Source organism: Actinomadura sp. NPDC023710 (assembly GCF_040639875.1).
Classification (GTDB): Bacteria; Actinomycetota; Actinomycetes; order Streptosporangiales; family Streptosporangiaceae; genus Spirillospora; species Spirillospora citrea.
Genome location: NZ_JBFAGB010000047.1, coordinates 46,056 through 69,859 on the forward strand (window position 1 = coordinate 46,056; position 23,804 = coordinate 69,859).

Sequence of the window (23,804 nt, forward strand, 5' to 3'; positions counted from 1 at the left end):
TGCCGGAGATCCTGTCACCGCATGCGAGTGCGAGTACTAGGCGAGAGCCTGGCCGACCAGGGCATCAACGACCGTCGCGACGACGATCGCTACAGCAGTGGCCTCGACTCAATGACCACATGTAAGAGGCCGAAGGCAACCACCTGGTGATCCTGAGTCTCAACGCCCACATCGACGCCAACGGGAATTTCGAGTTCCTCGAACTCGAAAAGGCTGTCGGCCTTGGCGCGTGCCGCGGCGACCGCATCCAGCGTGCCCGAGCGCGCGGCGCCAGGCACTTTTGTCGAGCTGCCTCAAAGTGACGGCCGAACCTCGAAAACTCCAGTCTGTGAACCTTGGACCGTGCCGGGCTGTCCGCGAGCGATCGGTGACGCCGAATGGCGCTCGCTGGTCACTTCCGACACAAGGCATACGAGTGGCGCACTCCAACGTCTATTGTATGTCCTCGCCCCCTTTTGATGGCGTTCAACCGTCCTGCAGTTGCCGGAAGCCACCACGCTCGTTACAGTTTCTATTCAGTGACGCGGTCACCGAAAAAAGCCCAACGAAGAGAAGAGGGGAAGAGCGACATGAAGTACGTGCGCTTGTCGGCGGCAGCCGCCCGAGAGGTCGCGGCCGATGCCGACGTCAGTCCGTCCGATGCCGCGGTGCTCGACGGGCTCGACCAGTACAGCCGTGACCCTGCCATCACCGCGATGGCGAGGGGAGCCACCGGCGTGGAAGTCGTGGACGCTCTCACCCGGGGTGTCGACATGGCCCGGTACAGCGAACAGGTCGGCTACGGTCGACCGCACGAGGAGGCCATCAGCAGGTCGCAGTGCTGACCTGAAGGAGATCAAGATGATGGTCGACGCGGTTCCGACCGCAGAAGCGATCATCGCGAGCGCCGCCTTCTGACAACGGGGCGATCGCCCCAACCCGGCCTCTTCATCCTCCGATGCGGAGGCCGGACCTCTTCCCGGACCCGTTCGGCCGGTCCGCGGCGAGCCAACGGCCGCCCGGGGTTGGCAAGCCCTTCCGGCAGGGTGTGCGGTCAGGCCTACACCGCCGTACAGCGCGTAGCCCGCGGCGCCGGCAACTCCGTGCCTTCAACGGTGCCGGCAGCCGAAGCGACGTTCCGTCCGCCGCGCCGGCCGCGGCCACCGAGAGCACGCCGAGCCGATGACCACGGTCACCCGGGACGCGGCGGCATCGGGCAGTACGGGAGTGAGGCTTCATGCGGGCAGGTCAGCACAGAGGCCCTCCGTCCCCATTTTGCCTACGATTGCGCAGATGCGTGTTCTCAACGCCGTGCGCGTGGCTCCGTCGGCGCCTTTGGCAGACGGAGAAGTCGGGCTGTCGTACACGGCCGGCGCGGAGGGCGTGATCGGTGTTCTCGCGACCAGCGAGCCTGGTCAGGCCCGAGGCTTCGTCCGCGGGCCGAACCACAATTCGATGCCGTTCTACCGGCCGCCGCGATCCTGTCCGGTGGTGCTCTACACCCACGAGGCACATGGGTGGCATCGGCTGGACCTGCCCTACCTTCCCGTGTCCTACCCGATGATCGCCCTGCTGCCGCGCAGTGAACTGCTGGTCGCCTCTCCCCGTCTCCCGTGGATCGACGGCCACTGGGAACCCCGTAACGCGCACGTGTTCGGCTCGGACGGAACACATCGGCGCACCTTCGCACTGGGCGATGACATCGAACGGATCGTCTCGGACGATTCCGGCACCATCTGGACCACGCACGGCGAGCAAGGCTGGCCCGAATCGTTCAGTCTGGTCCGCCGGGACCCCTATGGCACATGGCTGTGGGACTCGGGAATCGCATGCCTTGACGACGCCGTCAACAGCCACGCGGGAGTCACCTGGGCCTACCGGGGCGGCCCTCTGATCCGGATACAGGCCGGGCGCACGGTCGAATATGCATGTCCGGTGGACGACGTTCGCGCCCTCGCCTTTGCCGGCGACCACCTGTTGCTCGCCGGACCCGACGATCGGCTTTCGTGGTGCACGCTGATCGACGGTGTGATCCGGTGGCTGGACGCCGCGGAAATCGTCGGACCGGCGGGGAAACCTTTGCAGGACTGGCAAGTTCTCGACGCCCACGGCCCTCACCTGTACTTCCACGACCATGGCGATGGATACCACCGCCTGGACATCACGGACGCAGCACACGTTCACCCCAATGGGCAGATGCCCGGTCGATGACCGACGCCGGCGGAGCCACCGCGTGATGAGGCGCGTGCGTAGGCCTCGGTCGAGCGGTCGGGCGCTGGGAGGAGTACCGGCCCGGGTCTCACACGCCTGCTGCCACCGCGGCGCCCAGGCCCAGCAGGACGACGCCGGTGGTCACGCTGAGTCCCCGCAGGACGGTCGGCCGCGATACCAGGGCGCGCCCGCGGCGGACGGCCCAGGTGAGCAACATGTACCAGGAGGCGCTGACGAGCGCCCACAGGGCTCCCAGGGCGACGGTCGACAGGAACACCGGGCCTTCCGCGGTCACGAACTGGGGCAGCACCGAGATGGCGAACACGCCCGCCTTGGGGTTGCCGAGGTTGGTGATCAGGCCGGTGAGATATCCGCCCGCGAAGCCGGTGCCGCGCCCGCCCTCGTGGGGCGGGCGGGTGGAGGCGGTGGTGAGCGCGGTCCGCAGCGTCTTCACCCCGAGGATCATCAGCACGATGCCGCCCGCGATCCGGAGCACCGCGTACGCGGTGGGGCTGGCCAGCAGGACGGCGGACAGCCCTGCCGCGGCGGCCGTTGACCACAGCAGGAAGCCGCTGGCATTGCCCGCGAGCGTGCCCCGGAGCGTCGGTTGGCCGCCTTCGAGGACCTGCCGGATCATCAGGGCTTGACTCGCGCCTGGCAGCATCGCCAGCAGCAAGGTGGTGGCGATGAAAACGGGCACATGCGTGGGCATGGGAAAGAGCCCCTTCCGGGGATCGGTGCCGATGGGAGTACCACCAGGCTTCCTGCCTCGTGCCCCTTAGAGAAGTTAAAAGAGAAGGGTGCAGCGTTAGGATTAGTGAATGCTGGTGGATCCGGGGCAGCTGCGGCTTCTCGCGTTGATCGAGCGGCACGGCTCCCTGACGGCGGCGGCTCACGCGCTCCAACTCACGCCCGCGGCGGTCACCCAGCAGGTGGCCAAGGCCGAGCGCGACTGGCAGGTGCCCCTGGTCATCCGGGGTCCTCGCGGAGCGACGCTCACCGCGGCCGGTGCGCTGCTCGCCTCCCACGGTCGAACCGTGGAGGAGGCATCGGACAGGGCCGAGGCGGAACTGGCCGCACTGCTCGGCCACCTCTCGCTGCGTCTGCGGATCGGGACGTTCCAGGCGGCCGCCCTGCACCTGCTGCCACCGGCCCTGACGGCTCTGCGACACCGCCATCCGGACGCCGACGTCTCCGTCATGGACGTGGTGTCCGGACGCGGAGCGGACGAGATCAGCGCGGGCCGCCTGGACGTCGCCATCGTCGCGTCCTGGGACGCGCCGCTCGCGCCGCCGCCACACCTACGGGCCCACTCGCTCCTGTTGGACCCGATGGTCGTGGTTCTCCCCGATGACCATCCACTGGCCGCCGGGCAGCCCGCGGACACCGAAGTTCACCTGGAACAGCTGCGCGGCGAATCGTGGGTCTCCATCCTGGCCGGCCATGCCGCCCGCGAACAGTTCCACAACGCTGCCCGCGAGGCCGGCTTCACTCCCACCGTGCGGTTCGAGACCGAGTCCTACGACGTCGCCCAGGCCCTCGTCGGCACAGGCATCGCAGTGGCGCTGGTCTCGCGCCTGGCCCTGACCCACGCGCCCGGCACCACCCATCGCGAACTGGCCCACCCCAGGCCCTACCGCCACCTCTACGCCGTGACCAGAACCGACGCCAGCCTCACACCACTCGCAGACATGCTCATCGACCTCCTACGTGACGTCGCCCGCGACATCACCGCCACCTGGGAGGCTCCCCCGCAAGAAGAACAACGCTCATCGAACTCACCGCATGGGGCCTGACAGGCCCCCGGTTCTGAATCGGCTGAGTGTCGCACGGTTCGCCTACGGTGGTCCGCCATGGACGATCACTTCCCCCCGGCCGAGGACGTCCTGGTCCTCTCCGAGCCCCTGCGCCGAGATCTGCACCCCCGGCGGGGCGGAGCGCTCCCCGCGGAACCGGGCGTCAGCGACCGGGCGCTGGGCGAGGTCGCGCCCGGCGACACCGTCGACCCCGGCGCCGCGGACGTGGCGGCGAAGCTGACCGAGGAGCACCGCGGCCACATCGAGGCGGTGCTGTCGGCGGCTGCGAGCGACCCGGCCCTGGTCGCGCACGCGCGGGCGTACCTCAGCGGGGCCGACGACCCCGCCGGGGCGGCGGCCATCGCGTCGGTCGTCGACCGCGCAGAGAACGGGAACGAGACGCCGCGGACCTTCACCGACGGCTGGATCGCCTCCCGCGGGCCGGCCTTCGCCGCCTGCGCGCTCGCCGAGCTGAGCGGCATCGCCTCCTCGACGCGAGACCTGCGCCCGCTGGACTCCCTTCGGCAGGTCGACTCGGTGAGCCTGCGCCGGGTCCGGGGCCTGCTGGCCTTCTGCCCCGAGGAGGAGTACCGGCGGGCGGTGGAACGGCTGGCCGCGCACCGCGGCACCCGCTCCCGGCGGCTCGTCGTCTCCTACCTGGTGCCCACCCGGCACGACTGGGTGGACGAGTGCTGCGCCGACCCGCCGTCCGCCGAGTGGGGGTCGAACGCCTTCTACCGCGAACGGCTGTGGGCGTCGGTGGGTACGCCGCGGCACCTCGAACTGCTCGGCTGGCGGCTGGAGGAGTCCGACTTCGACGCGTTCACGTTCGGGATGCGCGCCACGATGGCCGACGGCGTGGGCCCGGCGGTCGCCCCGGTCCTGGTCGACGCCTGGGACCGGATCAGGATCTACAAGCCGTGGCGGGAGCGGTTCGTCGAGCTGATCTCCCTGCTGCCGAGCGATGAGGCGTTCGAGGTCCTGCTGGAGCGGTACGAGCGGGAGTTCGCGCGTGAGTACCTGCTCGCGGCGATGGAGCGCTTCCCCGTACGGGCGGTACGGGTGCTGTCCACGGTGGCCGCGAGCGACTCGGCGTCGGCGCTCCTCGCCGCCGGACTGCTCCGCATGCACCTCAGGGCGCATCCCGAGCTGCCCGGGCCGGGCCCGGCGCCGCGGGTCCCGGACGCGCCCGTCGAGGACCTTCCGGCGGTGCTGACCGCGCCGGGCCGGGCGCCCCGGCCGCCCGCGTACGCCGATCCCGATGTCCTGCCGCAGGTGCTGCTCAAGGGCGGCGGCCGGGCGCTGCCCGCCGCCGCGACCAGGAGGCTCGTCGGGCTGGCCAGGAAGCCGGACGAGCGGCTGGACGCGGTCCGCGACGCCTGCGACCGGCGCTCGCTGGCCGACCTGGGCTGGGCGCTGTTCCTGCACGGCGACGCCTGGGCGCTGCCCGCGCTGGGGTGGCTCGGCGACGGCCGGACGGCCCGCGACCTGGCCGTCCTGATCCCCGGCTGGGTGGCGCGGGGCACCAGGGCCCGCGCGGTCAAGGCGGTCGACGCCATCGCCCGGATCGGCACCGCGGAGGCGCTGGAGGTGCTGGACGAGCTGGCGGAGACGGGCCCGGACCACGCGGTCCGGGACGCCGCGGCGAGGGCACGCCCGTGACCACGCAAGACGTCCTAAAAATGATCAAGATTGGCGTGCCATGGGATGGATCGGGATCGCGACGGGCCACGAGGTCACCGTCGAGGGGACGCGGCGGCCGGTGCTCGCCTGCCGGACGGCCGCGGGCGGCGTGCCGGCCAAGCTGCCCGCCGGCGTCAGGAAGGATCCGACCGCGGTACGGCTCGCCGCCCTCTGCGACCGGCTCGGCGAGCACGCGCGGGCGGTGCACGACCGGGTCGAGTCCTGGATGGTGCGGTCGTCGCCCGTCCCGGCCGCGGTGTTCGCGGCCGTCTGGGACGACCCGGTGTGGCGCGAGACGCTCACCGACCTGGTCATCGCCCCGATCGTCGACGGCGCGCCCGACCTCGGGCGCTGCGCGCTGCTGCGCGAGGGTGTGTGGAAGGGCGCGGACGCCTTCGCGATCCCGCACCCGCTGCTGCTCGGCGACGAGCTGCCCATCTGGCGGGGACGGAACCTCACGCAGGTCGTCGAGCAGGTGCGCCGCGAGGTGTGGACGCGTCCCGCGAGCATGGACCGTACGTTCGGCGTGGTCGACACCTTCGGATACCTGGACGCCTGGTACGAGAGCGGCGCCGCGTTCGAGCGCCGCGTGCACAAGCTGGGCGGGCGTATCAAGGGGGGCAGGGCGCGGTTCACCGTGCACGCGCCCGAGCCGCTCGGCGTCGAGATCGACCTGGACTGGAGCGGGCCGATGAGCCCGGCCTACATGGCGTCCCTGAGCTTCACCGCGGGCGGCAGGGAGATCGGCGACATCACCTGGTCCGAGGGCGTCCGGATTCTCATGGCTCTGTACGCGGACCGCACCGTGGACGAGACGGTGCCCGTGGTGGAGGCGGCCGAGGCGTACTCCCACTACTGCGACGCCCACCAGGGCGAGCCCGGCACCGTGGTGCCCTCCGGCATCACCGCCCCGGCGCGCGAGGTGCTGCTGCGCGCCGGGGCGGTGCTGCCGGGGGCGCCCGCCGGCTCCGACGAGGACACGTGTGTCGCCGTCCGCTACGAGCACTCCGTCCTGGACGAGCCGGTCGTCGAACTCGTTCGGCTCGCGGCCGTCGACGGTGACAAGGCCGAGAAGTCCCTGTACGGCCTGGCCCCGGTGGCGGTGACCGGCGTCGGCACGGTGCTCGCGGGCCCGCTCGGCTTTCTCGCGTCCGCCCTGTACCGGTATCCGGCGCACCGGGCCCGAATCCTGGCCGCGCACACCGACCTGCGGGCCGCCCGCGGCCTGGCCTCCCGCAAGCCCGGCCTCGCGCGCACCGCGCTCACCCGTACCGGCGACGACCTGGAGACGCACACGCCCGAGCTGCTGCCACCGTTCTACGAGGAGTGCGCGCGGGTCCTGGCCGCCGCGGGCAGCGCCCGCTTCGCCGCCGCCTTCTTCGAGAAGGCCCGCGCCGCCGAGGACGCGCACGCGCTGCCGGTCGACGAGGCCGCGCTCGTCGCGGCGCACCTCGCCGCGGGACCGGACGCCGCCGGAACGGCCACGCTCAGGAAGCACGGCAAGCGCCTCGCCGCCCGCCATCCCGCCCTCGGCGCGTACCGCTGGCACCGCAGCCTGCTCACCGAGTGGTGCGAGGAGGTCCCGGACGGCGCGGACGGCGCGCTGGCCCTGGCCGACGGCTGGGCAGCGCTGGCCAAGGCCGGCGGGCACGCGCTCGGCGGGCCCGAGGACGAACGCGCCGTGCGGGCCTTGCTGGGGAGCGGCTGCATGGAGTCGGCACCGCGGGCCCTCTGGAAGTTCGTCCTTCCGCTGCTCGGCCCGATGGCACGGGCGGACGCGGGAATCGGCCGCGCTCTCCTCGGCATCCTGCCGCTGCCCGCCAAGGACACCCCCAAGGCGAAGAGCGCGGCGGTGTCGCTCCTCCTCGGCAACCTCGCGGGCGCGGGCCTGACCGCCCCGTTCACCACGTCCCCCGGGCTGGCGGGGCCGGCGGCGAAGGACTGGCTCGGCCGCTTCCTGAAGCTGTACGCGGGCCTCGTTCTCCCCGTCTCCGGTCTCGGTGATCTCCTGCACGACGCCGGTACGCGGCTGCGCGCGGAGGGCCTCACCTGCGACGACCATGAGGCGGTGCTGGGAGTGGACGAGGACGAGGTCAACCGCTGGGAGGAGACCGCCGCCGACCTCCCGCTCCTCGATCTCCTCCTGGACCTCGGCGTCCCGCTCGCGCGGCCCCGGCTGCTGCACACGTTCAAGCTTCACGACCGGCTCGCCTCCGGAGTGGGCACCGACCTGGCCGCCGTAGCCGCCGACCCGGACTGGGCTCCGCTGCTGCGCGACGCGATCGTGGGCAACGTGACCAACCAGCTCAACGTCACCGAGCCCGCCGTCCCGAAGCAGACCGCCCCCGAGACCGTCCGGGCCCTGACCACGACACCGGGAACGGCGCGGATCGTCGCCGCCATCCTGGCCGAGCATGCCGAGCGGGTCCCAGACCAAGGGCTTCCCGACGCGCACGCCGCCCTGTGCGACGCCGAACGGTTCACCATCGCCGGAGTCCCCGGCCCCTTCCTGGACAGCGTCCGGACGATCGCGACCGGGACGGATCCGGCCCGCGCCCTCGCCACCACGCTGAGCGGCGGCGTCCTCGACGAACTGGAGTTGCCCGCCTTCGTCCCCGGCCACGTCAACACCATCACCGACTACCTGGAAGAGAGCGGCACCGACCTGCTCCTGATCGAGTCAGGCCGGCTCTGGGAGCACAAGTTCCGCGCCTCCGTCGTCACACCGGATGGTGTCGGCCCGTCCCACGGCTTCGGCACGTACGAGAGCGTCTCCAGCCGGTCCCACGAACGGACCGAGGCGCGCGACCTCGACGACCGCTGCCTGATCGCCGTGAACGGCCGGGTGACCGTGCTGGACCACGGGGGCCCGCACTGCCCGCACGGCGGCGCGCACCCCGCCGCCCGCAGCGTCGTACCGGCCGACGGCGAACGGGTCGCCTTCCCCGGCGGCGCCGAGGCCACCGTGTGGCGTGGCCAGGGCCGGATCATCGAGCTGCGGGACCCGGCCGGGCGGACCATCGGCCGGTACGTCCGCGGCTGGGGCAGGGTGCCCGAGCACGACGGCGCCGAGAACATCAGCACGGTCGAGCACCACCGCTACGCGGCCGGGACCCGCCTGGTCGCGCCTCCCGGCCGGTGGTCGGCGATGCGGCCGCGCGACCCCGAAGGATCCAGGGCGCTGCGCGCCGTCGACGAGAAGAAGGCGCAGGCCCTGATCGACGTCGCCGACGCCGCGCTCGCCGCCGACCTCATGCGGGTGCTGGATCCCGAGGGCGGGTACGCGGAGAAGAACGCCGCCCGCAACGAGCTGGCGGGACGGCTCCGCCTGCTCCTGCCGGAGATCACCGACGAGTCGCTCTGGAAGGGCGTCACGTTCCTGGTGTGGACGGCCGTCGAATGCCGCGAGCGCGGGTTCGCCCTGCTGGAACGGCTGGCGCCGGCCCCGCCGCCCCACCTGCGCCCGGCGCCCGCCTCCGCGGCGCCCGCCGTCCTGTCCGAGAAGTCCCCCGAGCCGGACGATCCGGGGCCCGAATCCGCGTACGAGAGGATCGCCCACTTCACCCGGGCCGCCGCCGACGTGCCGTACGACAAGAAGATCGCGACATTCAACGCCCCCGCCGTCAAGGGGGTCGAGAACACGCTGGGCCGCCTCGGCGCCGGCGTCCTCAACGCCGCGTGGGACGACGACGGGCGCGCGCGACTTCTGAGACTGGCCGCCGTCCCCGAGCTCCTCCGTACCGACGGCACCTGGCACGTCGCCCGGCTGCGCCCGGAGTACGAGCTCGGGGAGATCCGCTCGGGCCGCGGCCCCATCTCGGCCGCCGCCGTCGCCGACTACGAGCGGGTGGGCCACGGGTACGCGGTCACGGCGCTCCTCTACACCCCGGACGGCCCCGACCCGCTCCTGTTCACCCGCAACCGCGCCGTCGAGCTGCGGACCTGCCGCGGCTGGGGCGACCCGGACCGGCTCCGCCGGGCGCTCGACCTGATCGCCGAGAACGGCCCGCCGCCCGTGGGCCGGGAGGCGACCGTACGGGCGTTCGCCGAGGGCACCGGCCTGTCACCGGCCCAGTGCCTGATCCTGCTGTCCACCTCGGCCCGCACGCTCTCCTGGCCGGACGGCTGGGCGCGGGGCCGCGTCGCCGCCTTCCGCGGGGGCGACGCCGCCCGCGCCCACGCACTCGACCTGACCGCGATCGAACTGCGCATCGCCGCGCTCTCCCTGGAGGCGCTCACCACCACCGACGAGGCCGTCGAAGTCGTCGAGCTGCTCATGCCCGACGACCCCGCCGACCTCTGGCGTACGGGCCCCGACCTGGACCGGGCGGTCGCGTACTGGACGGAACGCCACCCGAGGCTCACCCCGCTCACCACCGAGCAGTGGGCCGCCCTCGCCTCCGGCGCCGAGGACGCCCTGGAGGCGCTGACCGGCCTGCTCGGCGAGCGCCCGTCCGTACCGCCGCTGGGTCACGTCGCCCGCGCCGCGAGGCTCCTGGACGACCGCCTGCCCAACGACCACCCCGCCCGTACGACCGCCGCCGCCCGCCTGCGTGACCTGCACGAACACGTCACCGGCCCGGACACGACCCTGCCCATCGCCGCCGGGATCACGTCGGTCACCGCCCTGGAACGAGCCGCCGGAGCGACCGCGGCCCACCTCCCGGAGAGCAGGCTCGCCATCGGCGAAGCCCTCACCCTGGAGCCCGCTGGAGACGGCTACCGCGTCCACCTTCGCCCGTCCCGCTGGTCCGACCTGGACGCGCTGGCCCCGGCCCTCCGCCGCGGCGGCGCCACCGATGCCGCCCTGGTCATGGAGGACCTGCGCTACCTCCGTTCGTCCGAGCCGCTGGAGGCCGCGGCCCGGCTGGAGTGACGTTCCCGGAGTGGTGCTGGTCCGGGCGGGCAACCGCCTCCGGGGCTCCTCGTCCGCGCAGCGGGTGGAACCGCTCAGCCAGTGCCGAGGGGCTCCTTGGTGAGGCGGATGGTTCCGTCCTCGCCGGGGAGGGCGGCGGGGTGGTATCCCTCGCTCCGGTAGAGCGCGATGTTGTTCCGGCTGCCTGCTCCAGTGGACAGCACGATGCGGCGGCAGGCCGGGTCGGCGGCGGCCTCCGCCGTATGGAGCAGCCGGCGGCCAAGGCCGCGCCCCCGCAGGTCCGGGACGACGCCGAGCCGTCCCACGTGCCACTCGGCGTCGACGCGGCGGGTCCGCACCATGCCGAGGAGCCGGCCGTCCCGCCACAGTCCGATCGCGTGCCAGGCCGCGAGCCAGTCACGCACCTGTTCCACGGACTCGTGCAGCGCGGGGACGGTCAGGGGGTCGTTGGCGAGGGCCTCGTCCACCCAGCAGCACCGCTGCAGGACGGTCACCTCGGGGGCGTCGTCAGGCGTCAATCGCCGCAGGTAGGAGCCCGGTTCGGGTCCGGCCACCGATGCGGGCCGCGCCCGCTCGCGCATCGGCCGGAGCACGTGCGCGACCCGGACCAGCTCGTCCAGGACATCGATCGCGGCCTCGCCGGCGGCGGCGCCCGGCCGCACGTCCCCGTCACGCACGGCGTCGGCGATGCGGAGCGCGACCGTGGACCCCAGCGGCACCAGGCGCAGCGTGGTCACCACCTGCTTGGCGTGCTGCACGGCCCTGGTGCCCGCCGAGGTGTTGCCGTAGCTGACGAACCCGACCGGCTTCCACGCCCACTCGCGGGAGAGGTAGTCCAGCGCGTTCTTCAGGGACGCCGGCATCCCGTAGTTGTACTCCGGGGTCACGACGACGATGCCGTCCGCCGCGTCCACGATCGCGCTCCACCTTCGCGTGTGCTCGTTCCGGTACACGCCCGACGACGGATGCTCCTCCTCGTCGAGGAACGGGAGGCCGAGGTCGGCCAGGGCCAGCGGCACCAGTTCGGCGCCGAGTTCGGCGGCACGAGCCGTGATCGTCTCGGTCAGCCATGCGCCCACCGCGGGGCCGAGGGCGCCGGGGCGGGTGCTGCACACCAGCACGAGGACGCGCACCTTTTTCGTTGACATGTAAATGAAACTAGAGGATAGGTTGTTTACATGTCAAAGAAATCGTCGGACGAGCCCGTGCGCTGGCTGGGCGCGGACGAGGAACGGGCGTGGCGGGCCTTCCGCCGCATGGTGGTAGCCGTCCAGACAGGCACGGCGCGCGACCTCTCCCGGGTCGGCCTCTCCGAGCCCGACTACGAGGTGCTCAGCACGCTGTCGGAACGCCCGGACCACGCCGGCACCCTGCACGAGCAGGCCGCGAAGATGGGCTGGTCACGCAGCCGGCTCTCCCGGCACGCCACCCGCATGGAGGCGCGCGGCCTCATCCGGCGCGCCCCCGACCCGGCCGATGGAAGGGGCTGCCTCCTCGTCCTCACCGAACACGGCCTGGACACTCTGGTGGACGCCGCCCCCGCGCACCTGGAATCGGTGCGCCGCCACTTCATCGACCGCCTCGCACCGGAAGACCTCACCACCCTGGAGCACATCGCCTGGAAGGTGGAGGCCCCAGACGAGGCACACCGGCCACCCCGTCCCTGAACCGGCGGCACGGCGGGTCGGGAACGCCGGCCGAGCCATCACCCCGACCGGCACCAAGATCATGACCGAGTGCGACTAGCGGCGGGTCAGTTCGCCGCCCAGCCGGGTGATCTGGTGGATGACCATGTTGCCGTGCCGGCTGCTGGTGATCAGCCCGGCGCGGTGCAGCACCTGGGCGTGTGCGCTGGCGGTCGACATGGAGGTGCCGGTCCGGCGGGCGAGTTCGCTGGTGGTGCAGGCGGCGGCGGCGATGCAGCGCAGGAGCCTGGCCCTGGTGGAGCCGAGCAGGTCGGGCAGTGCGCCGTCCGGGCCGCGGGCCAGGTCGCGGCGGGGCGCGGGGAAGATCAGGACGGGCGGCAGCGCGGGGTCGGCCAGCGCGACGGGTGTGTAGCGGCAGAAGTAGGACGGGACGAGGGTCAGGCCGCGGCCGCGTAACCGGATCTCGTACCGGCCGGCGGCGTAGTCGGCCTCAAGGACCGGGGGCCGCCAGCGGATGCGCGGCCCCAGGGCGTTGAGCGTCGCCTCCACGCCCTGGTCGGTGAGGACGCGGCCGAGCCTGGCGCGTTCGCGTCCCAGTGCCTGCTCCATCCGGGGACGGTGGGAGGCGAAGGCGGTCTGGCAGTAGCGGTCGGCCAGGCCGGCCAGGCCCGTCACGGCGCGCTGGTCACCGCGGGCGAGATCCTCAAGGGCGGCGGGCAGGGCGGCGTGCCGGCGCAGCTGACCGATCTCGTGGCGGACGCGGGAACGCGGGGTGTCCGCCAGCGCGTCGATGCCGCTCCGCAGTCCGGCCTGGGCTTGATGGGGAGTCAGGAAATCGGGGAAGTACGCCTTGATCGGCATCAGCGGCACCAGCGTTCGCCGTACCGCCTGAAGCAGGCCCGCCCCGGCCAGGTCCGCCCGCGCTCGGCGCCGCCAGTCGGCCAGGTCCTGACCTCCGCCGGGCCGTTGCAGAACGTGCAGGCTCATGGCCATCTCCCACAGATCGTCGACGCGCGAGGCGACGCGAACCCGGGCCAGATCCTCACCGGTGAACACAATTCTTAAGACTCCCCCGACCACCCTCACATGCTCCGCCATACCGATGGCAAAAGGAACAACCTGACGCCGGCGGGGGCCGCGACCTCGGTGTTCCGGCCTGGGCTGGAACACCATGACAGCCGAGCGCGGCCTGCTGTGAACTGACCCCGGACCAGTATCGCCCGACAGTTCTCGCCGGTGTGGCGGGGCGGGCCCCAGACAGGTCTAGGAAAGGACGACACATGCCGATGTCCGTCAACAAGAGAAGGGTCTGCGGCGCCGCCCTGGCCCTGGCCACGACCGCTGGGCTGCTCACCGCGACGCAGAGCCCCGCGTTGGCCAATGGCTTTTGGAACTTCTCCACGACCGGAGCTCAGGCGTCCGGCGACACCCAGCGCAGATCCGACGGCATCTTCTCGCCCGGGTGCGTCCGGGACACCTTGGCGGATGGCCACGCCGCCAAGCTGGAGTATGCGGTGCGTTGGATCGGTGACCCGGACCTTTACCTGGGCGCGGACGTCTCCGCCACCGGCGGGGTCTGGACGATCAAGTGCCTGGAGAACATCCCCACCTACGGCAATGTGAACAAGATCTACGCGCGGATCGGGGTCACTGAGAAGGGCAGCTGGGTGCACAAGACCGGCTGGAAAGTCATCTGGTCCCGTAGCAGCGGCGGCACCGGCTGACGGCCGAACTTCGACCGACGAGAACCGCGTGTTCAGGGCCGGGCCGGGCCGGCAGCGACCGGCTCGGTAAGCCCGTGATGATGTGGTCTGCGTCGGTTGACCTGCTGTTCCGGCTCCTACGGGCCGGATAATGGGACGGATGAACGGTAACGACTGGCTGGCCGACCGGTTCGCCGAACACCGGCCGCATCTGCGCTCAGTGGCCTACCGGATGCTCGGCTCGCTGAGCGAGGCCGATGACGCCCTGCAGGAGGCCTGGCTGCGCGCCAGCCGGGCCGATACCAGTGAAGTGCAGAACCTCGCGGGGTGGCTCACCACGGTGGTGGCGCGGGTGTGCCTGAACATGTTGCGCTCCCGTGAGCACCGCAGGGAGGAGCCACTGGACGTCCAGGCGGCCGAGCCGGTGCCGGCTTCCGCCTCGGTCGCGGGCCCCGAGCAGGAGGCGGTCATGGCCGACTCGGTCGGGGTCGCGCTGCTGGTGGTGCTGGACACTCTGACACCCGCCGAACGGCTCGCGTTCGTCCTGCACGACATGTTCGCGGTGCCGTTCGAGCAGATCGCCGCCATGCTGGACCGCTCGACGGACGCGACGCGGCAGCTGGCCAGCCGCGCGCGCCGCCGGGTCCGGGGGGCCCCGGCGCCCGGCGCGGATCTGGACCGGCAGCGCCGGATCGTCGAGGCGTTCCTGGCGGCCACCCGGAGCGGAGACTTCGAGGGGCTGGTCACCCTGCTCCACCCCGATGTGGTGCTCCGCGCCGACAAGGCCGTCATCCCCACCCCCGAGCCCGTCACGGTCTCCGGAGCCGAACCCGTGGCCAGGGGCGCGATGGCCGCCGTCCAGCGGGCCCGGTTCACCGGCACCGCCCTCATCGACGGGGCGGTGGGCCTGGCGATGGCCCCAGGCGGCCGCCTGCGCGTGGTGCTGGCCTTCACCATCGTGGACGGCCTCATCACCGCGATCGACGTCATCGCCGAACCCGACCGGCTCGACCGGGTCGACCTGGGCGTCCTCGACTGACGCCTGCCGGGAGCCCGGGCGGCGGACCCCCGTTCCGCCGCCCGGGCGAACGCTTCCTGTGGTCGTGACGCGCGTCACACAGACCTGGCCGTCACATCCGTCTCGCGCGCCGTGTCAGGGCAGTGACCGACCCTCCCGCCGGGCCCCCGCGGCCCCGGCACCACAGTAGGAGCGACACCCATGTCCACAGCCCACGTCATCGTCACGGTCCTGGCCGCCGCCTGGGTCGGCTTCTCGGCCTACTCACTCCTCACCCGCGCCTCCTGGGTCGTGGAGCCGCTGACCGAGTACGGCGTCCCCCGCTCGTGGTGGACCCCGCTCGGTGCGGCCAAGGCCGCGGGCGCGGTCGGCCTGCTGATCGGCCTGGCCGTCCCGGTGATCGGCCTCGCCGCCGGCATCGCCCTCGTGCTCTACTTCCTCGGCGCCGTCGTCACCATCGTCCGGGCCCGCTCCTTCTCCCACATCCCGTACCCGCTGCTCTACCTGGTGCCCGTCGCGGCCGCCATCGCCCTGGCAACGGCCGCCTGACATCGGGCACCCGTTCCCGCCGACCCGTCGGCGGGAAAGAGGGAGACGCCGCCGCACGCTCTGACGATCGGAGCGCGCGGCGGCGAGTCGTCATTTCGGGTCGAGCACGAACACCGGGATCTGCCTGTCGGTCTTCTCCTGGTACTCGGCGTAGGGCGGGTAGGCCGCGACGGCCCGCTCCCACCATGCGGCCCGCTCGGCGCCGTCGACCTCGCGCGCGACGTAGGTCTTCGTGACGGTCCCGTCCTGCAGCGAGAACTCGGGGTGCGCCTTGATGTTGTGATACCAGGTGGGATGCTCGGGAGCGCCGCCCTTGGACGCCACCACCGCGTAACTGCCGCCGTGCTCCACCCGCATCACCGGGGTGTAGCGCAGTTTGCCCGTCTTCGCACCGCGCAACGTCAGGAGCACGATCGGCGAGCCGAGGATGTCGATCCCCTCGGTGGTGCCCGTTTCAAGGATCTTCTTCGTCTGGTCCCGCACCCAGTCGGCCGGACTGAACTCAACGTCGTCTGACATGTCCACGACGAACGTCCCCCGAGCCGCTCCCATTCCCGCCCCGCTCAGGAGTCGCCGGCGGATTCGGCCATCCTTTCCACACCGCTCAGGAGCAGGTCGAGCCCGAAGGAGAAGTAGGCCTCCACGTCGGGTTCGTGTTCGAGCGTCCGCGCGTACTCCTCCAGGCGGGGGTACCGGCCGGCCGCCGCGGTCTCGAGCGCCAGGCGCTTGTCCCGCCGGAGGCCGGCCGTGTCGCCGCAGCCGCTCCCGGTGCCGGACGGCTGGGTCGCGATCAGGTTGACGACCCCGCCGAGCAGGTGGGTGGCGATCTGGAAACCTCGATCCACCGGGAACCCCGCCTCGCTCAGCAGCTCCAGGGCGACGTCGGTCGCGCGCAGGAAGTTCTCGGAGGCGTTCTTGTCCGTGGTCTGCGAGATCTCGGAGATCCACGGGTGCCGGCGAAACTCCGCGGTCAGCGCCTCGACCATGATCCGCAGGCGGCGCTGCCACGGCTCGGCCGGATCGATGTCAGCGGTGACCTGGCCGAACACCGCGTCGAGCATGCCGACGAGCAGCTGTTCCTTGTTCTTGAAGTGCCAGTACAGGGCCATCGGGGTGACGCCGAGCTCCTGGGCGAGCCGCCGGATGGTGACGGTGTCGAGCCCGTCGGCGTCGGCGAGCTTGAGCGCCCGGTCCAGCACGGCCGCTCTCGTGAGTTTCTCAGGGGCCACTTGACAACCCTACGCCGTACAAGCTCTCCTGTACAACGTAGATGTACGCCGTACAAGTACACCGTACAAGGACGAGGACCGCCCATGACCGACACACCCGGGTCCCGGCGCTGGACGGCGCTGGCCGCCGTCGCGCTCGCGACCTTCATGACCTATCTGGACAACAACGTCGTCAACGTCGCGCTGCCGTCGATCCAGCGCGACCTGGGGCTCACGATCTCCGGGCTGGAGTGGGTCGTCAGCGGCTACATCCTGGTGTTCGCCGGCCTGCTGCTGGTCGGCGGCCGGCTCGCGGACGTCTTCGGTTCCCGCCGCACGTTCTTCACCGGGCTCGGCATCTTCACGGTCGCGTCACTGGCCGCCGGCCTCGCCGGAAGCCAGGAGGCGCTGATCATCGCCCGCGCCGTCCAGGGGGTGGGCGCGGCGCTCCTGACCCCCGCCTCCCTGGCCCTGCTGCCGAAGCTCTTCCCCGACCGCCGGGAGCGCGCCACCGCGATCGGCATCTGGGGCGGCGTCGGCGCGCTCGCGCTGGCGGTCGGCCCGTACACCGGCGGCGTCCTCAGCGAGAACGCGGACTGGGGCTGGATCTTCCTGATCAACGTGCCGTTCGGGATCGTGACGGCGGTGGTCGCGCTGGTGAGCATCCGGACGGCGGACGCGACCGGCGGCTCGCTGCGCCGGCTGGACTTCGGCGGCCTGGCCGCTTCCTCCGCCGCGCTGTTCGCCCTCACCTTCGCCCTCATCGAGGGCGAGTCCCGCGGCTGGACCTCGGCGGTGATCCTCGGCACGTTCGGCCTCGCCGCCCTCGCGGCCCTGGCCTTCCTCCTCGTCGAGGCGCGCACCGCCCATCCGATGATCGACCTGTCGCTCTTCCGCGTGCGCGTCTTCAGCGGCGGCCTGGTCGCCATGGGCCTGTGGTCGTTCGGGACTTTCGGCATCTACTTCTTCACCGCCCTCTACCTGCAGAACTCCCTGGGCTTCAGCCCCACCGAGGCGGGTGCGGCGTTCGTCCCGATGGCGCTGTGCATGGCGGTGATGGCCGGCGCCCTGTCCGCGCGCGTCGCGGCGCGGTTCGGGGCCGCCGCCACCGTGGCCACGGGCCTCGGCCTCATGGCCGTCGCGATCGGCTTCATCTCCACGGTCGGCGCGGGCGACGGCTATCTCGACCTGCTCCCCTGGTTCCTGCTGTACGGCATCGGCGGCGGCCTGCTGATCCCGCTCACCGACATGGTCCTCGGCGCGCTGCCGACGAGCCGCTCGGGCATCGCCTCCGGCATGTTCAACGTCTCCCGCGAGATCTTCGGCCTGCTCGGGATCACGGTCCTCGGAGCCGTCCTCAACAGCCGGCAGTCCTCGCACGTGGAGCACGGCACGGCGGCACCGGCCGCCTTCCTCGACGCCTACCAGTTCACCCTGCTCATCGCCGCCGCGGCGACCGCGCTCGGTGTTCCGCTGAGCCTCTATGCCCTGCGCAGGGTACGTCCCACGGCCTCGTCGGCCCCGGTCACCGAGGAGGCCCTGGAGCCGGTCTCCTGAACGCACCCTTCATCGGGCGGCCGAGGGCACCGGCCGCCCGATGTCCGGACGTCTAGCCCTTTCGCAGCGCCGCGAAGAAGGTGCGCAGGTCGGCGGTCACCGCGTCGGGAACCTCCAGGGAGGCGAAGTGGCCCCCGGTGGGGAACTCGCTCCAGTGCACGATGTTGGTGTTGTCGCGTTCGGCGAGGGAGCGGATGGTCTGGAAGTCGTCGGCGAAGACCGCGACGCCGGTCGGCGCGGTGTTGATGGCCGGTTCGGCGCCGGAGTGCGCCTCGGCGTAGTGATAGCGGCCCGCGGTGGCCTGGGTGTTGGTGAGCCAGTACAGCGTGACCTGGGTGAGGATCTGGTCGCGGGTCACCAGGCTCGTGCCGTTGCCGAAGGAGTTGAACAGCTCGCTCCAGGCCAGCTGACCGACCGGCGAGTCCGCGATGCCGACCGCGACGGTCTGCGGCCGGGAGGCGTTGATCGCGTTGTAGCCGCCGACCGACTGGAACCACTGCATATGCTCCAGCGCCGCGTACTCCTTGGGCCCGAAGCCGGTGAACTCGGCCGGGTCGCCCGAGGGGAAGGAGAACAGCTGCAGCACGTGCATGCCGAGGTATCCGGGCGGCTTGAGCAGTCCCAGCTCCCTGGAGACCATGGTGCCGGCGTCGCTGCCGTGCGAGCCGTAGGTCTCGTAGCCGAGTCGGCGCATGAGGGCGTCGAAGGTGCGGGCGACCCGCGCCATCGTCCAGTCCCCGCCGGACAGCGGGGTGCTGAAGCCGAAGCCGGGGATCGAGGGGACGACCACGGAGAACGCGTCCTCGGCCCGCCCGCCGTGCGCGACGGGGTCGGTGAGCGGGCCGATCATGTCGAGGAAGTCCACGAACGAGCCGGGGTAGGTGTGGATGAGCAGCAGGGGGGTGGCGTCCGGCTCGGCGGAGGGCACGTGGACGAAGTGGACGTTCTGGCCGTCGATCTCGGTGAGGTAGTGCGGGAACTCGTTCATCCGCTCCTCCTGCCGCCGCCAGTCGAAGCCGTCGCGCCAGTAGTCGACAGTCTCGCGCAGGTAGCCGTTCGGCGTGCCGAGGTCCCAGTTGTCGACCGCGGCGGGACGGGGCAGCCGGGTGTTGGCCAGTCGCAGGGCGAGGTCGTCGAGCTCGGCCTGCGCGATCTCGACGCGGAAGGGGCGGATCTCGGAAGAAGCGGACTTCGTCGTTGTCATGCCCTCACGGTAGGACCCATATAGGAAGACTTCGTTCCTAATGATGCGGCATCATGCAGATCATGTTGGACACTTCGGCGAGGCTGCTCGCCCTGCTCTCGCTGCTGCAGTCGCGACCGTCCTGGCCGGGCTCCGAACTGGCCGAACGCCTCGGCGTGAGCAGCCGCACGATCCGCAACGACATCGCGCGGCTGCGCGAGCTCGGCTATCCCGTGGACGCCACGCGCGGCACGACCGGTTCCTACAGGCTCGGCGTCGGCACGAAGCTCCCCCCGCTGCTGCTGGACGACGAGGAGGCCGTCGCCATCGCGATCGGGCTGCGCGCCGGAACCGGCATCAGCGGCATCCACGACAGCAGTGCCCGTGCCCTGGCCAAACTGGAACAGGTGCTGCCGCACCGGCTGCGCCGCCAGGTGGCGGCGATCCACCAGTCCACCTCGCAGGGGCCGCAGAACACCGGTTCCAACGTCGAGGACCCCGAGGTCGACTCGGCTGTCCTGGCTCAGATCGCGACGGCCGTCCGCGACCACGAGTGGTTCCGCTTCGACTACACCACCGGGTCCGACGGCCAGGCGGGCGAGCTGCCCTCGGGCACGGCGGCGACGTCCGGGCACAAGCTCGTGGAGCCCTACCGGCTCGTCAGCTGGACGCGCCGCTGGTACCTGGTCGGGCGGGATCCGCAGGCCGGCACCTGGGCGACGTTCCGGGTCGACTGGATCGCCCCGCGCATGCCCACCCGCCGCGTGTTCACCCCGACCCCGCTGCCCGGGCTCGACTACACGAGCTTCGTCCTGCGCGACGTCGCCTCGACGGGCTGGAAGGTGCACGCCCGGATCACCGTGTTCGCCTCCGCTCAGGAGGTGGTGTCGCGGATCAATGCCGCCGTCGGCGTGGTCGAGTCGGTCAGCGACGAGCAGTGCGTGCTCGTGACGGGCGCCGACAGCCTGGAGACCATCGCGGTGTACATCGGCATGCTCGGACTCGACTTCGAGGTCTCGGGACCGCCCGGTCTCGTCGACCATCTCGCGGTCTTGGGCGAACGCTACCTGCGCTCCATCGGCCGGGCGAGCAGGAGTCGCGGCGGCGAAGGCGGCTGCGGTGATGCGAACCCGGCCCAGCGTCCGTGAACGATCCGCATTGGGACCCCCGGCAGCCCACGGGCTGTCCTAGTGGCGCGAGTTCGACATTGCCGTTTCAGGCCAGGGTCACTTCACCACAACGGCCTGGACGGTCTCGACCTCTTCGCCCGCCTTCATGGTGAGCGTCGTGCCGCCGGCGAGCGCCAGGCTCAGCGCCACCGCGGCCCAGCCGAGCGCAGGTCGCCATCGCGGCCTCCGGGCCGCCCTCGGCTCGGTCGCGGTGACGAAACCGCCGACCGCGATGCGCTTCCTGACGGCCACCCAGGACGCCGCCTCGTCGTCGTCCAGCCCGCACGCCAGGACGAAGGCGACCAGCAGTTCCTCGCGGGGCAGGCTCTTGCGGCCGAGCGCGGTGGACGCGGTGGAGTAGGGCAGCACTCGACCGGCTTCGGCGGCCCGACGCTCCAGTTGCCGGTAGCTGAGGCCCGACCAGGCCTTGAGCCGGCGCAGCGCGGCGATGAACTCGGCCTCGTCGGTGGCCACGTCCGGTGACGGTGGCGGTGCGGTCACGTTCTCACCCCGATGCTCGTCGATCGCCCCACTATGCCCCACGCTGAACAGGCCGTACAGCGTCTCGCACAAGCTCGAACGGCATGACCTCTTGATCAACGCGGCCCGCCGCGGACAGCCTCTGGCACATCCCCCGCGAGACACTGCTCTGGAGGTCGCATGCAACGGATCAATCCGCTCCCCTTCGCCATGGCGCTCACGACCGCGCTGACCCTGGCGGGCTGCGGCGGCGACGCCATGGGCGTGCCGAGGGCCGCCCGAAGCGCGGCGGAGCCCGTCGACCGTTCGATCGCCCGGTACCTCGACCGCACGCTGCCCGCGGGACCGGGCGGAACGGTGGTCGCCGCCCGTGGCGGCGAGCTCGCGCACTGCAAGGGCTTCGGCCTGGCGGACCGGACGGCCAGGACCCCGGCCACCTGCGACACCGTGTACGACGTCATGTCGATCACCAAGCAGTTCACGGCGGCCGCGATCATGAAGCTGGAGATGATGGGCAGGCTCCGGACGACCGACCGGATCAGCACGATCCTCGGCCCGGTGCCCGCCGACAAACGTGGCATCACCCTGCATCACCTGCTGACGCACACGGCCGGGCTGGCCGAAGGGCTCGGTGACGACTACGAGCCCGTCTCCCGCGACGCAATGCTGGACAAGGCACTGAAATCCAAGCTGCTCTCCCGCCCCGGCGCGGAATTCCACTATTCGAACACGGGATTCAGCGTGCTCGCCGCCATCGTCGAAAAGGTGTCAGGGACCAGCTACGAGCGGTTCCTGGCAACTCACTTGTTCGCGCCGGCGGGAATGACCCGGACGGGCTATGTGCTGCCGGAATTCTCCCGTGCACAGGTGGCCGTCGAGTACGACGAGAACGGCACGAGCCAGGGCCGTCCGTTCGACCACCCCTGGGCCGCCGACGGCCCGTACTGGTACCTGCGCGGCAACGGCGGCATGCTGTCCACCGGCCGTGACATGTTCAAGTGGCACCGCGCGCTGCTCGGCGACACGATTCTCAACGCCGCCGCCAAGGCCGGGATGTTCGAGCCCCACGCCCGGATCCCCGGTACCGAGGCCGCCTACGGATACGGCTGGGGCGTCCTGAAGACCAAGGATGGCCGGGTCGCCTGGCACAACGGCGGCAACGACTGGTCCTTCGCCAGCTACAGCCGAATCCTGCGCGACGGCACCATGGTCTATTGGGTCACCAACCAGGCCTCCCAAGCGGGGCGATGGAACCTTGAGGAACGCGAACTGGAGATGAACCAGGCCCTGGCCGACCGCGCCCGCGACAACGACTAGCCTCGCTCTCTCGTGAGGTCGGTTGGGTCGCGGCGCGGCCCAACCGCCGGAGGCACGCACCGTCACATCGGCGCCGTCCGGCCCCGACGCGACCTCACACCGCGGTCCGCCGACGGGATCGCCTTGGGGAGTTCATGGTCATTCGTTTTCCGAGAGTTGCTCGGCACACTGCGCACCCCGGGTTGTTTCCAGATCTCCAGCCTATTACCGTCCATGTCTGAACGATTACTCTATGTAACCTCATGTCAGAGGATCGGGGAGAGCCATGTCGATCAGGCAATTCATGGGCGGCGCCATGGTGGTGGGCACCGTCGCGGCCGGAACCTTCGGCGTCGCGGGGACGGCGTCCGCCGCGCCCTCGTCCGCCGCGCCCTCGTCCGCCGCCGTCACCGTCCACGGCGGGCACGGCAAGGGACATGGCGGGCATGGCGGGCACGGTAAGGCCACGGCGCCGGAGCGGGTCCTGTCCGACAGCGCCCTCGTCCGGGCCTCCAAGGCCCTGGTGCACTCGGCGCGCCGGCACGGCGACCAGCACGTGACGATGGTCATCATGGAACGCGCCGGCACCATCCGGCTCGTGGTCCGCCTTCGCAGGTCAGGCCCGCAGACCTACGAGTCCGCCAAGCGCAAGGCCTACACCGCCGTGGCCTTCGGCCAGCCCACCAGCGCCCTGACCGGAAACGAAACGATCAAACAGATCCCCGGCACCCTCGTCCTGCCCGGCGGCGTCCCCGTCAAGTACAAGGGCTTCCCCATCGCCGGTATCGGGGTCGGTGGCGCGCCCGACGGCAGAATCGACGAAGCCATCGCCAACGACGTCCTCGCCGCCATCGGCCGCTGACCACGCCTTCCCAACCGGGGCGGCCTTCCGCCCCGGTTCGACCGCTCATCCCGACACACCGAAGCAATTCGCTCCGAACGTGTTCCGGAGAAGGCGGAAAACGAGATCTGCCCACAACTGTGAATAGTTCTCTCGCGCCAGTCACCGCGCCAACGGAAATAGCGGGAACAGAGCGGCGGGCTGACAACCGGCACCGTTCCCTGTAGTCTGGAAATCGAGCGCGGGAGGGCGCCACCGGGTCCGCGGGCAGGACAGAGTCCACCTCCATCTCTCCACGCAAGGCCACGACGATGACGATCTCTTCGGCCCCGTATGCGGACCACGGGGTGACGAGGGAGACGTCATGCGCGATCTGCCGGCCCGTCCTGACCTGGACCAACTCCGCCACCAGGCCAAGAGGCTCCTGCGGGACGCCCGGCAAGGCGACTGCGAAGCCACGGCGCGGATCCACACCGTCTCGCACCAGACCATCCTGGCCTCCGCCCAGCTCGCGCTCGCCCGTGAACACGGTTTCACCAGCTGGACGAAAATGAAGCTGGAAGTCGAGCGCCGGGACGTGCTCAACAGCCGGGATCTGTCCCGGCTGAC

21 protein-coding genes and 1 pseudogene are annotated in these 23,804 nt (G+C 71.4%); 14 read left to right on the forward strand and 8 right to left on the reverse strand.

Translation table 11 applies throughout. The features are described from left to right. Positions 1–89 precede the first annotated feature (89 nt). Positions 90–278 (reverse strand): hypothetical protein, encoded by a 189-nt coding sequence (locus tag AB0H37_RS37940; RefSeq protein ID WP_360617445.1) that lies wholly within the window; start codon positions 276–278, stop codon positions 90–92. 291 nt (positions 279–569) lie between these two features. Between AB0H37_RS37940 and AB0H37_RS37945 the strand changes: the two genes are divergently transcribed. Together AB0H37_RS37945 and AB0H37_RS37950 are read left to right on the forward strand one after the other, a co-directional pair. After that, positions 570–824 carry a hypothetical protein gene (locus tag AB0H37_RS37945; protein ID WP_360617446.1) on the forward strand — a complete coding sequence of 85 codons (255 nt, stop codon included), beginning with the start codon at positions 570–572 and terminating at the stop codon, positions 822–824. 448 nt (positions 825–1,272) lie between these two features. Continuing rightward, positions 1,273–2,190: a hypothetical protein gene (locus tag AB0H37_RS37950; protein WP_360617447.1), complete on the forward strand. Its 918-nt coding sequence runs from the start codon at positions 1,273–1,275 to the stop codon at positions 2,188–2,190. An 88-nt stretch (positions 2,191–2,278) separates the two neighbouring features. Here the strand turns inward: AB0H37_RS37950 and AB0H37_RS37955 are convergent, their stop codons facing one another. Continuing rightward, positions 2,279–2,902: a LysE family translocator gene (locus tag AB0H37_RS37955; RefSeq protein ID WP_360617449.1), complete on the reverse strand. Its 624-nt coding sequence runs from the start codon at positions 2,900–2,902 to the stop codon at positions 2,279–2,281. 109 nt (positions 2,903–3,011) lie between these two features. Here AB0H37_RS37955 and AB0H37_RS37960 point away from each other — a divergent pair, with 109 nt between their 5' ends. Genes AB0H37_RS37960 through AB0H37_RS37970 form a run of 3 tightly spaced genes read left to right on the forward strand, consistent with a single transcriptional unit; the run spans position 3,012 to position 10,545 of the window. Next, positions 3,012–3,986 carry a LysR family transcriptional regulator gene (locus AB0H37_RS37960; protein WP_360617450.1) on the forward strand — a complete coding sequence of 325 codons (975 nt, stop codon included), beginning with the start codon at positions 3,012–3,014 and terminating at the stop codon, positions 3,984–3,986. Between the two features lie 57 nt (positions 3,987–4,043). Then, positions 4,044–5,648, forward strand: coding sequence for a hypothetical protein (locus tag AB0H37_RS37965; protein ID WP_360617452.1), 1,605 nt, complete (start codon positions 4,044–4,046; stop codon positions 5,646–5,648). Positions 5,649–5,688: 40 nt separating this feature from the next. Continuing rightward, complete coding sequence (locus AB0H37_RS37970; protein WP_360617454.1) at positions 5,689–10,545, forward strand: DUF4132 domain-containing protein; 4,857 nt, start codon at positions 5,689–5,691, stop codon at positions 10,543–10,545. Positions 10,546–10,619: 74 nt separating this feature from the next. On the opposite strand, the gene AB0H37_RS37975 is transcribed toward AB0H37_RS37970, so the two are convergent. After that, positions 10,620–11,693: an NAD(P)H-dependent oxidoreductase gene (locus AB0H37_RS37975; RefSeq protein WP_360617455.1), complete on the reverse strand. Its 1,074-nt coding sequence runs from the start codon at positions 11,691–11,693 to the stop codon at positions 10,620–10,622. A 30-nt stretch (positions 11,694–11,723) separates the two neighbouring features. Here AB0H37_RS37975 and AB0H37_RS37980 point away from each other — a divergent pair, with 30 nt between their 5' ends. Next, complete coding sequence (locus AB0H37_RS37980) at positions 11,724–12,212, forward strand: MarR family winged helix-turn-helix transcriptional regulator (RefSeq protein ID WP_360617456.1); 489 nt, start codon at positions 11,724–11,726, stop codon at positions 12,210–12,212. Positions 12,213–12,287: 75 nt separating this feature from the next. Here AB0H37_RS37980 and AB0H37_RS37985 read toward each other — a convergent pair whose 3' ends face one another. Beyond that, entirely contained in the window at positions 12,288–13,178 is an 891-nt protein-coding gene (locus tag AB0H37_RS37985; RefSeq protein WP_360617457.1) for a helix-turn-helix domain-containing protein, read from the reverse strand. A 293-nt stretch (positions 13,179–13,471) separates the two neighbouring features. Between AB0H37_RS37985 and AB0H37_RS37990 the strand changes: the two genes are divergently transcribed. The 3 genes from AB0H37_RS37990 to AB0H37_RS38000 all read left to right on the forward strand — a co-directional run bounded on the left by AB0H37_RS37990 (position 13,472) and on the right by AB0H37_RS38000 (position 15,461). Continuing rightward, the gene (locus AB0H37_RS37990; protein WP_360617458.1) at positions 13,472–13,915 is read left to right on the forward strand and encodes a hypothetical protein; all 444 of its coding nucleotides are present in this window, start codon (positions 13,472–13,474) and stop codon (positions 13,913–13,915) included. Between the two features lie 139 nt (positions 13,916–14,054). After that, positions 14,055–14,933 (forward strand): sigma-70 family RNA polymerase sigma factor, encoded by an 879-nt coding sequence (locus AB0H37_RS37995; RefSeq protein ID WP_360617460.1) that lies wholly within the window; start codon positions 14,055–14,057, stop codon positions 14,931–14,933. 180 nt (positions 14,934–15,113) lie between these two features. Then, positions 15,114–15,461 carry a DoxX family protein gene (locus tag AB0H37_RS38000; protein WP_329095933.1) on the forward strand — a complete coding sequence of 116 codons (348 nt, stop codon included), beginning with the start codon at positions 15,114–15,116 and terminating at the stop codon, positions 15,459–15,461. 90 nt (positions 15,462–15,551) lie between these two features. Here AB0H37_RS38000 and AB0H37_RS38005 read toward each other — a convergent pair whose 3' ends face one another. Together AB0H37_RS38005 and AB0H37_RS38010 are read right to left on the reverse strand one after the other, a co-directional pair. Next, complete coding sequence (locus tag AB0H37_RS38005) at positions 15,552–15,980, reverse strand: nitroreductase family deazaflavin-dependent oxidoreductase (protein ID WP_179832198.1); 429 nt, start codon at positions 15,978–15,980, stop codon at positions 15,552–15,554. A gap of 44 nt (positions 15,981–16,024) precedes the next feature. Continuing rightward, the gene (locus AB0H37_RS38010; protein WP_360617462.1) at positions 16,025–16,690 is read right to left on the reverse strand and encodes a TetR/AcrR family transcriptional regulator C-terminal domain-containing protein; all 666 of its coding nucleotides are present in this window, start codon (positions 16,688–16,690) and stop codon (positions 16,025–16,027) included. A gap of 84 nt (positions 16,691–16,774) precedes the next feature. Between AB0H37_RS38010 and AB0H37_RS38015 the strand changes: the two genes are divergently transcribed. Further along, entirely contained in the window at positions 16,775–18,226 is a 1,452-nt protein-coding gene (locus AB0H37_RS38015; protein WP_360617463.1) for an MFS transporter, read from the forward strand. Between the two features lie 52 nt (positions 18,227–18,278). On the opposite strand, the gene AB0H37_RS38020 is transcribed toward AB0H37_RS38015, so the two are convergent. Continuing rightward, positions 18,279–19,430 carry an epoxide hydrolase family protein gene (locus AB0H37_RS38020; protein ID WP_360617465.1) on the reverse strand — a complete coding sequence of 384 codons (1,152 nt, stop codon included), beginning with the start codon at positions 19,428–19,430 and terminating at the stop codon, positions 18,279–18,281. 62 nt (positions 19,431–19,492) lie between these two features. On the opposite strand from AB0H37_RS38020, the gene AB0H37_RS38025 reads away from it, so the two are divergent. After that, positions 19,493–20,557 (forward strand): WYL domain-containing protein, encoded by a 1,065-nt coding sequence (locus tag AB0H37_RS38025; RefSeq protein ID WP_329095941.1) that lies wholly within the window; start codon positions 19,493–19,495, stop codon positions 20,555–20,557. A gap of 78 nt (positions 20,558–20,635) precedes the next feature. On the opposite strand, the gene AB0H37_RS38030 is transcribed toward AB0H37_RS38025, so the two are convergent. Beyond that, a complete protein-coding gene (locus AB0H37_RS38030) occupies positions 20,636–21,079 on the reverse strand; it encodes a hypothetical protein (RefSeq protein WP_360617467.1) in 444 nt (147 codons plus the stop codon). A gap of 159 nt (positions 21,080–21,238) precedes the next feature. Between AB0H37_RS38030 and AB0H37_RS38035 the strand changes: the two genes are divergently transcribed. The 3 genes and pseudogenes from AB0H37_RS38035 to AB0H37_RS38045 form a co-directional block, all read left to right on the forward strand. Then, on the forward strand, positions 21,239–22,375 hold the full coding sequence (locus AB0H37_RS38035; protein ID WP_360617468.1) for a serine hydrolase domain-containing protein: 1,137 nt from the start codon (positions 21,239–21,241) through the stop codon (positions 22,373–22,375). Positions 22,376–22,640: 265 nt separating this feature from the next. Further along, the gene (locus AB0H37_RS38040; protein ID WP_360617470.1) at positions 22,641–23,216 is read left to right on the forward strand and encodes a heme-binding protein; all 576 of its coding nucleotides are present in this window, start codon (positions 22,641–22,643) and stop codon (positions 23,214–23,216) included. A gap of 343 nt (positions 23,217–23,559) precedes the next feature. Further along, positions 23,560–23,804 (forward strand): annotated as a pseudogene (locus AB0H37_RS38045) (hypothetical protein); the annotation flags it as partial.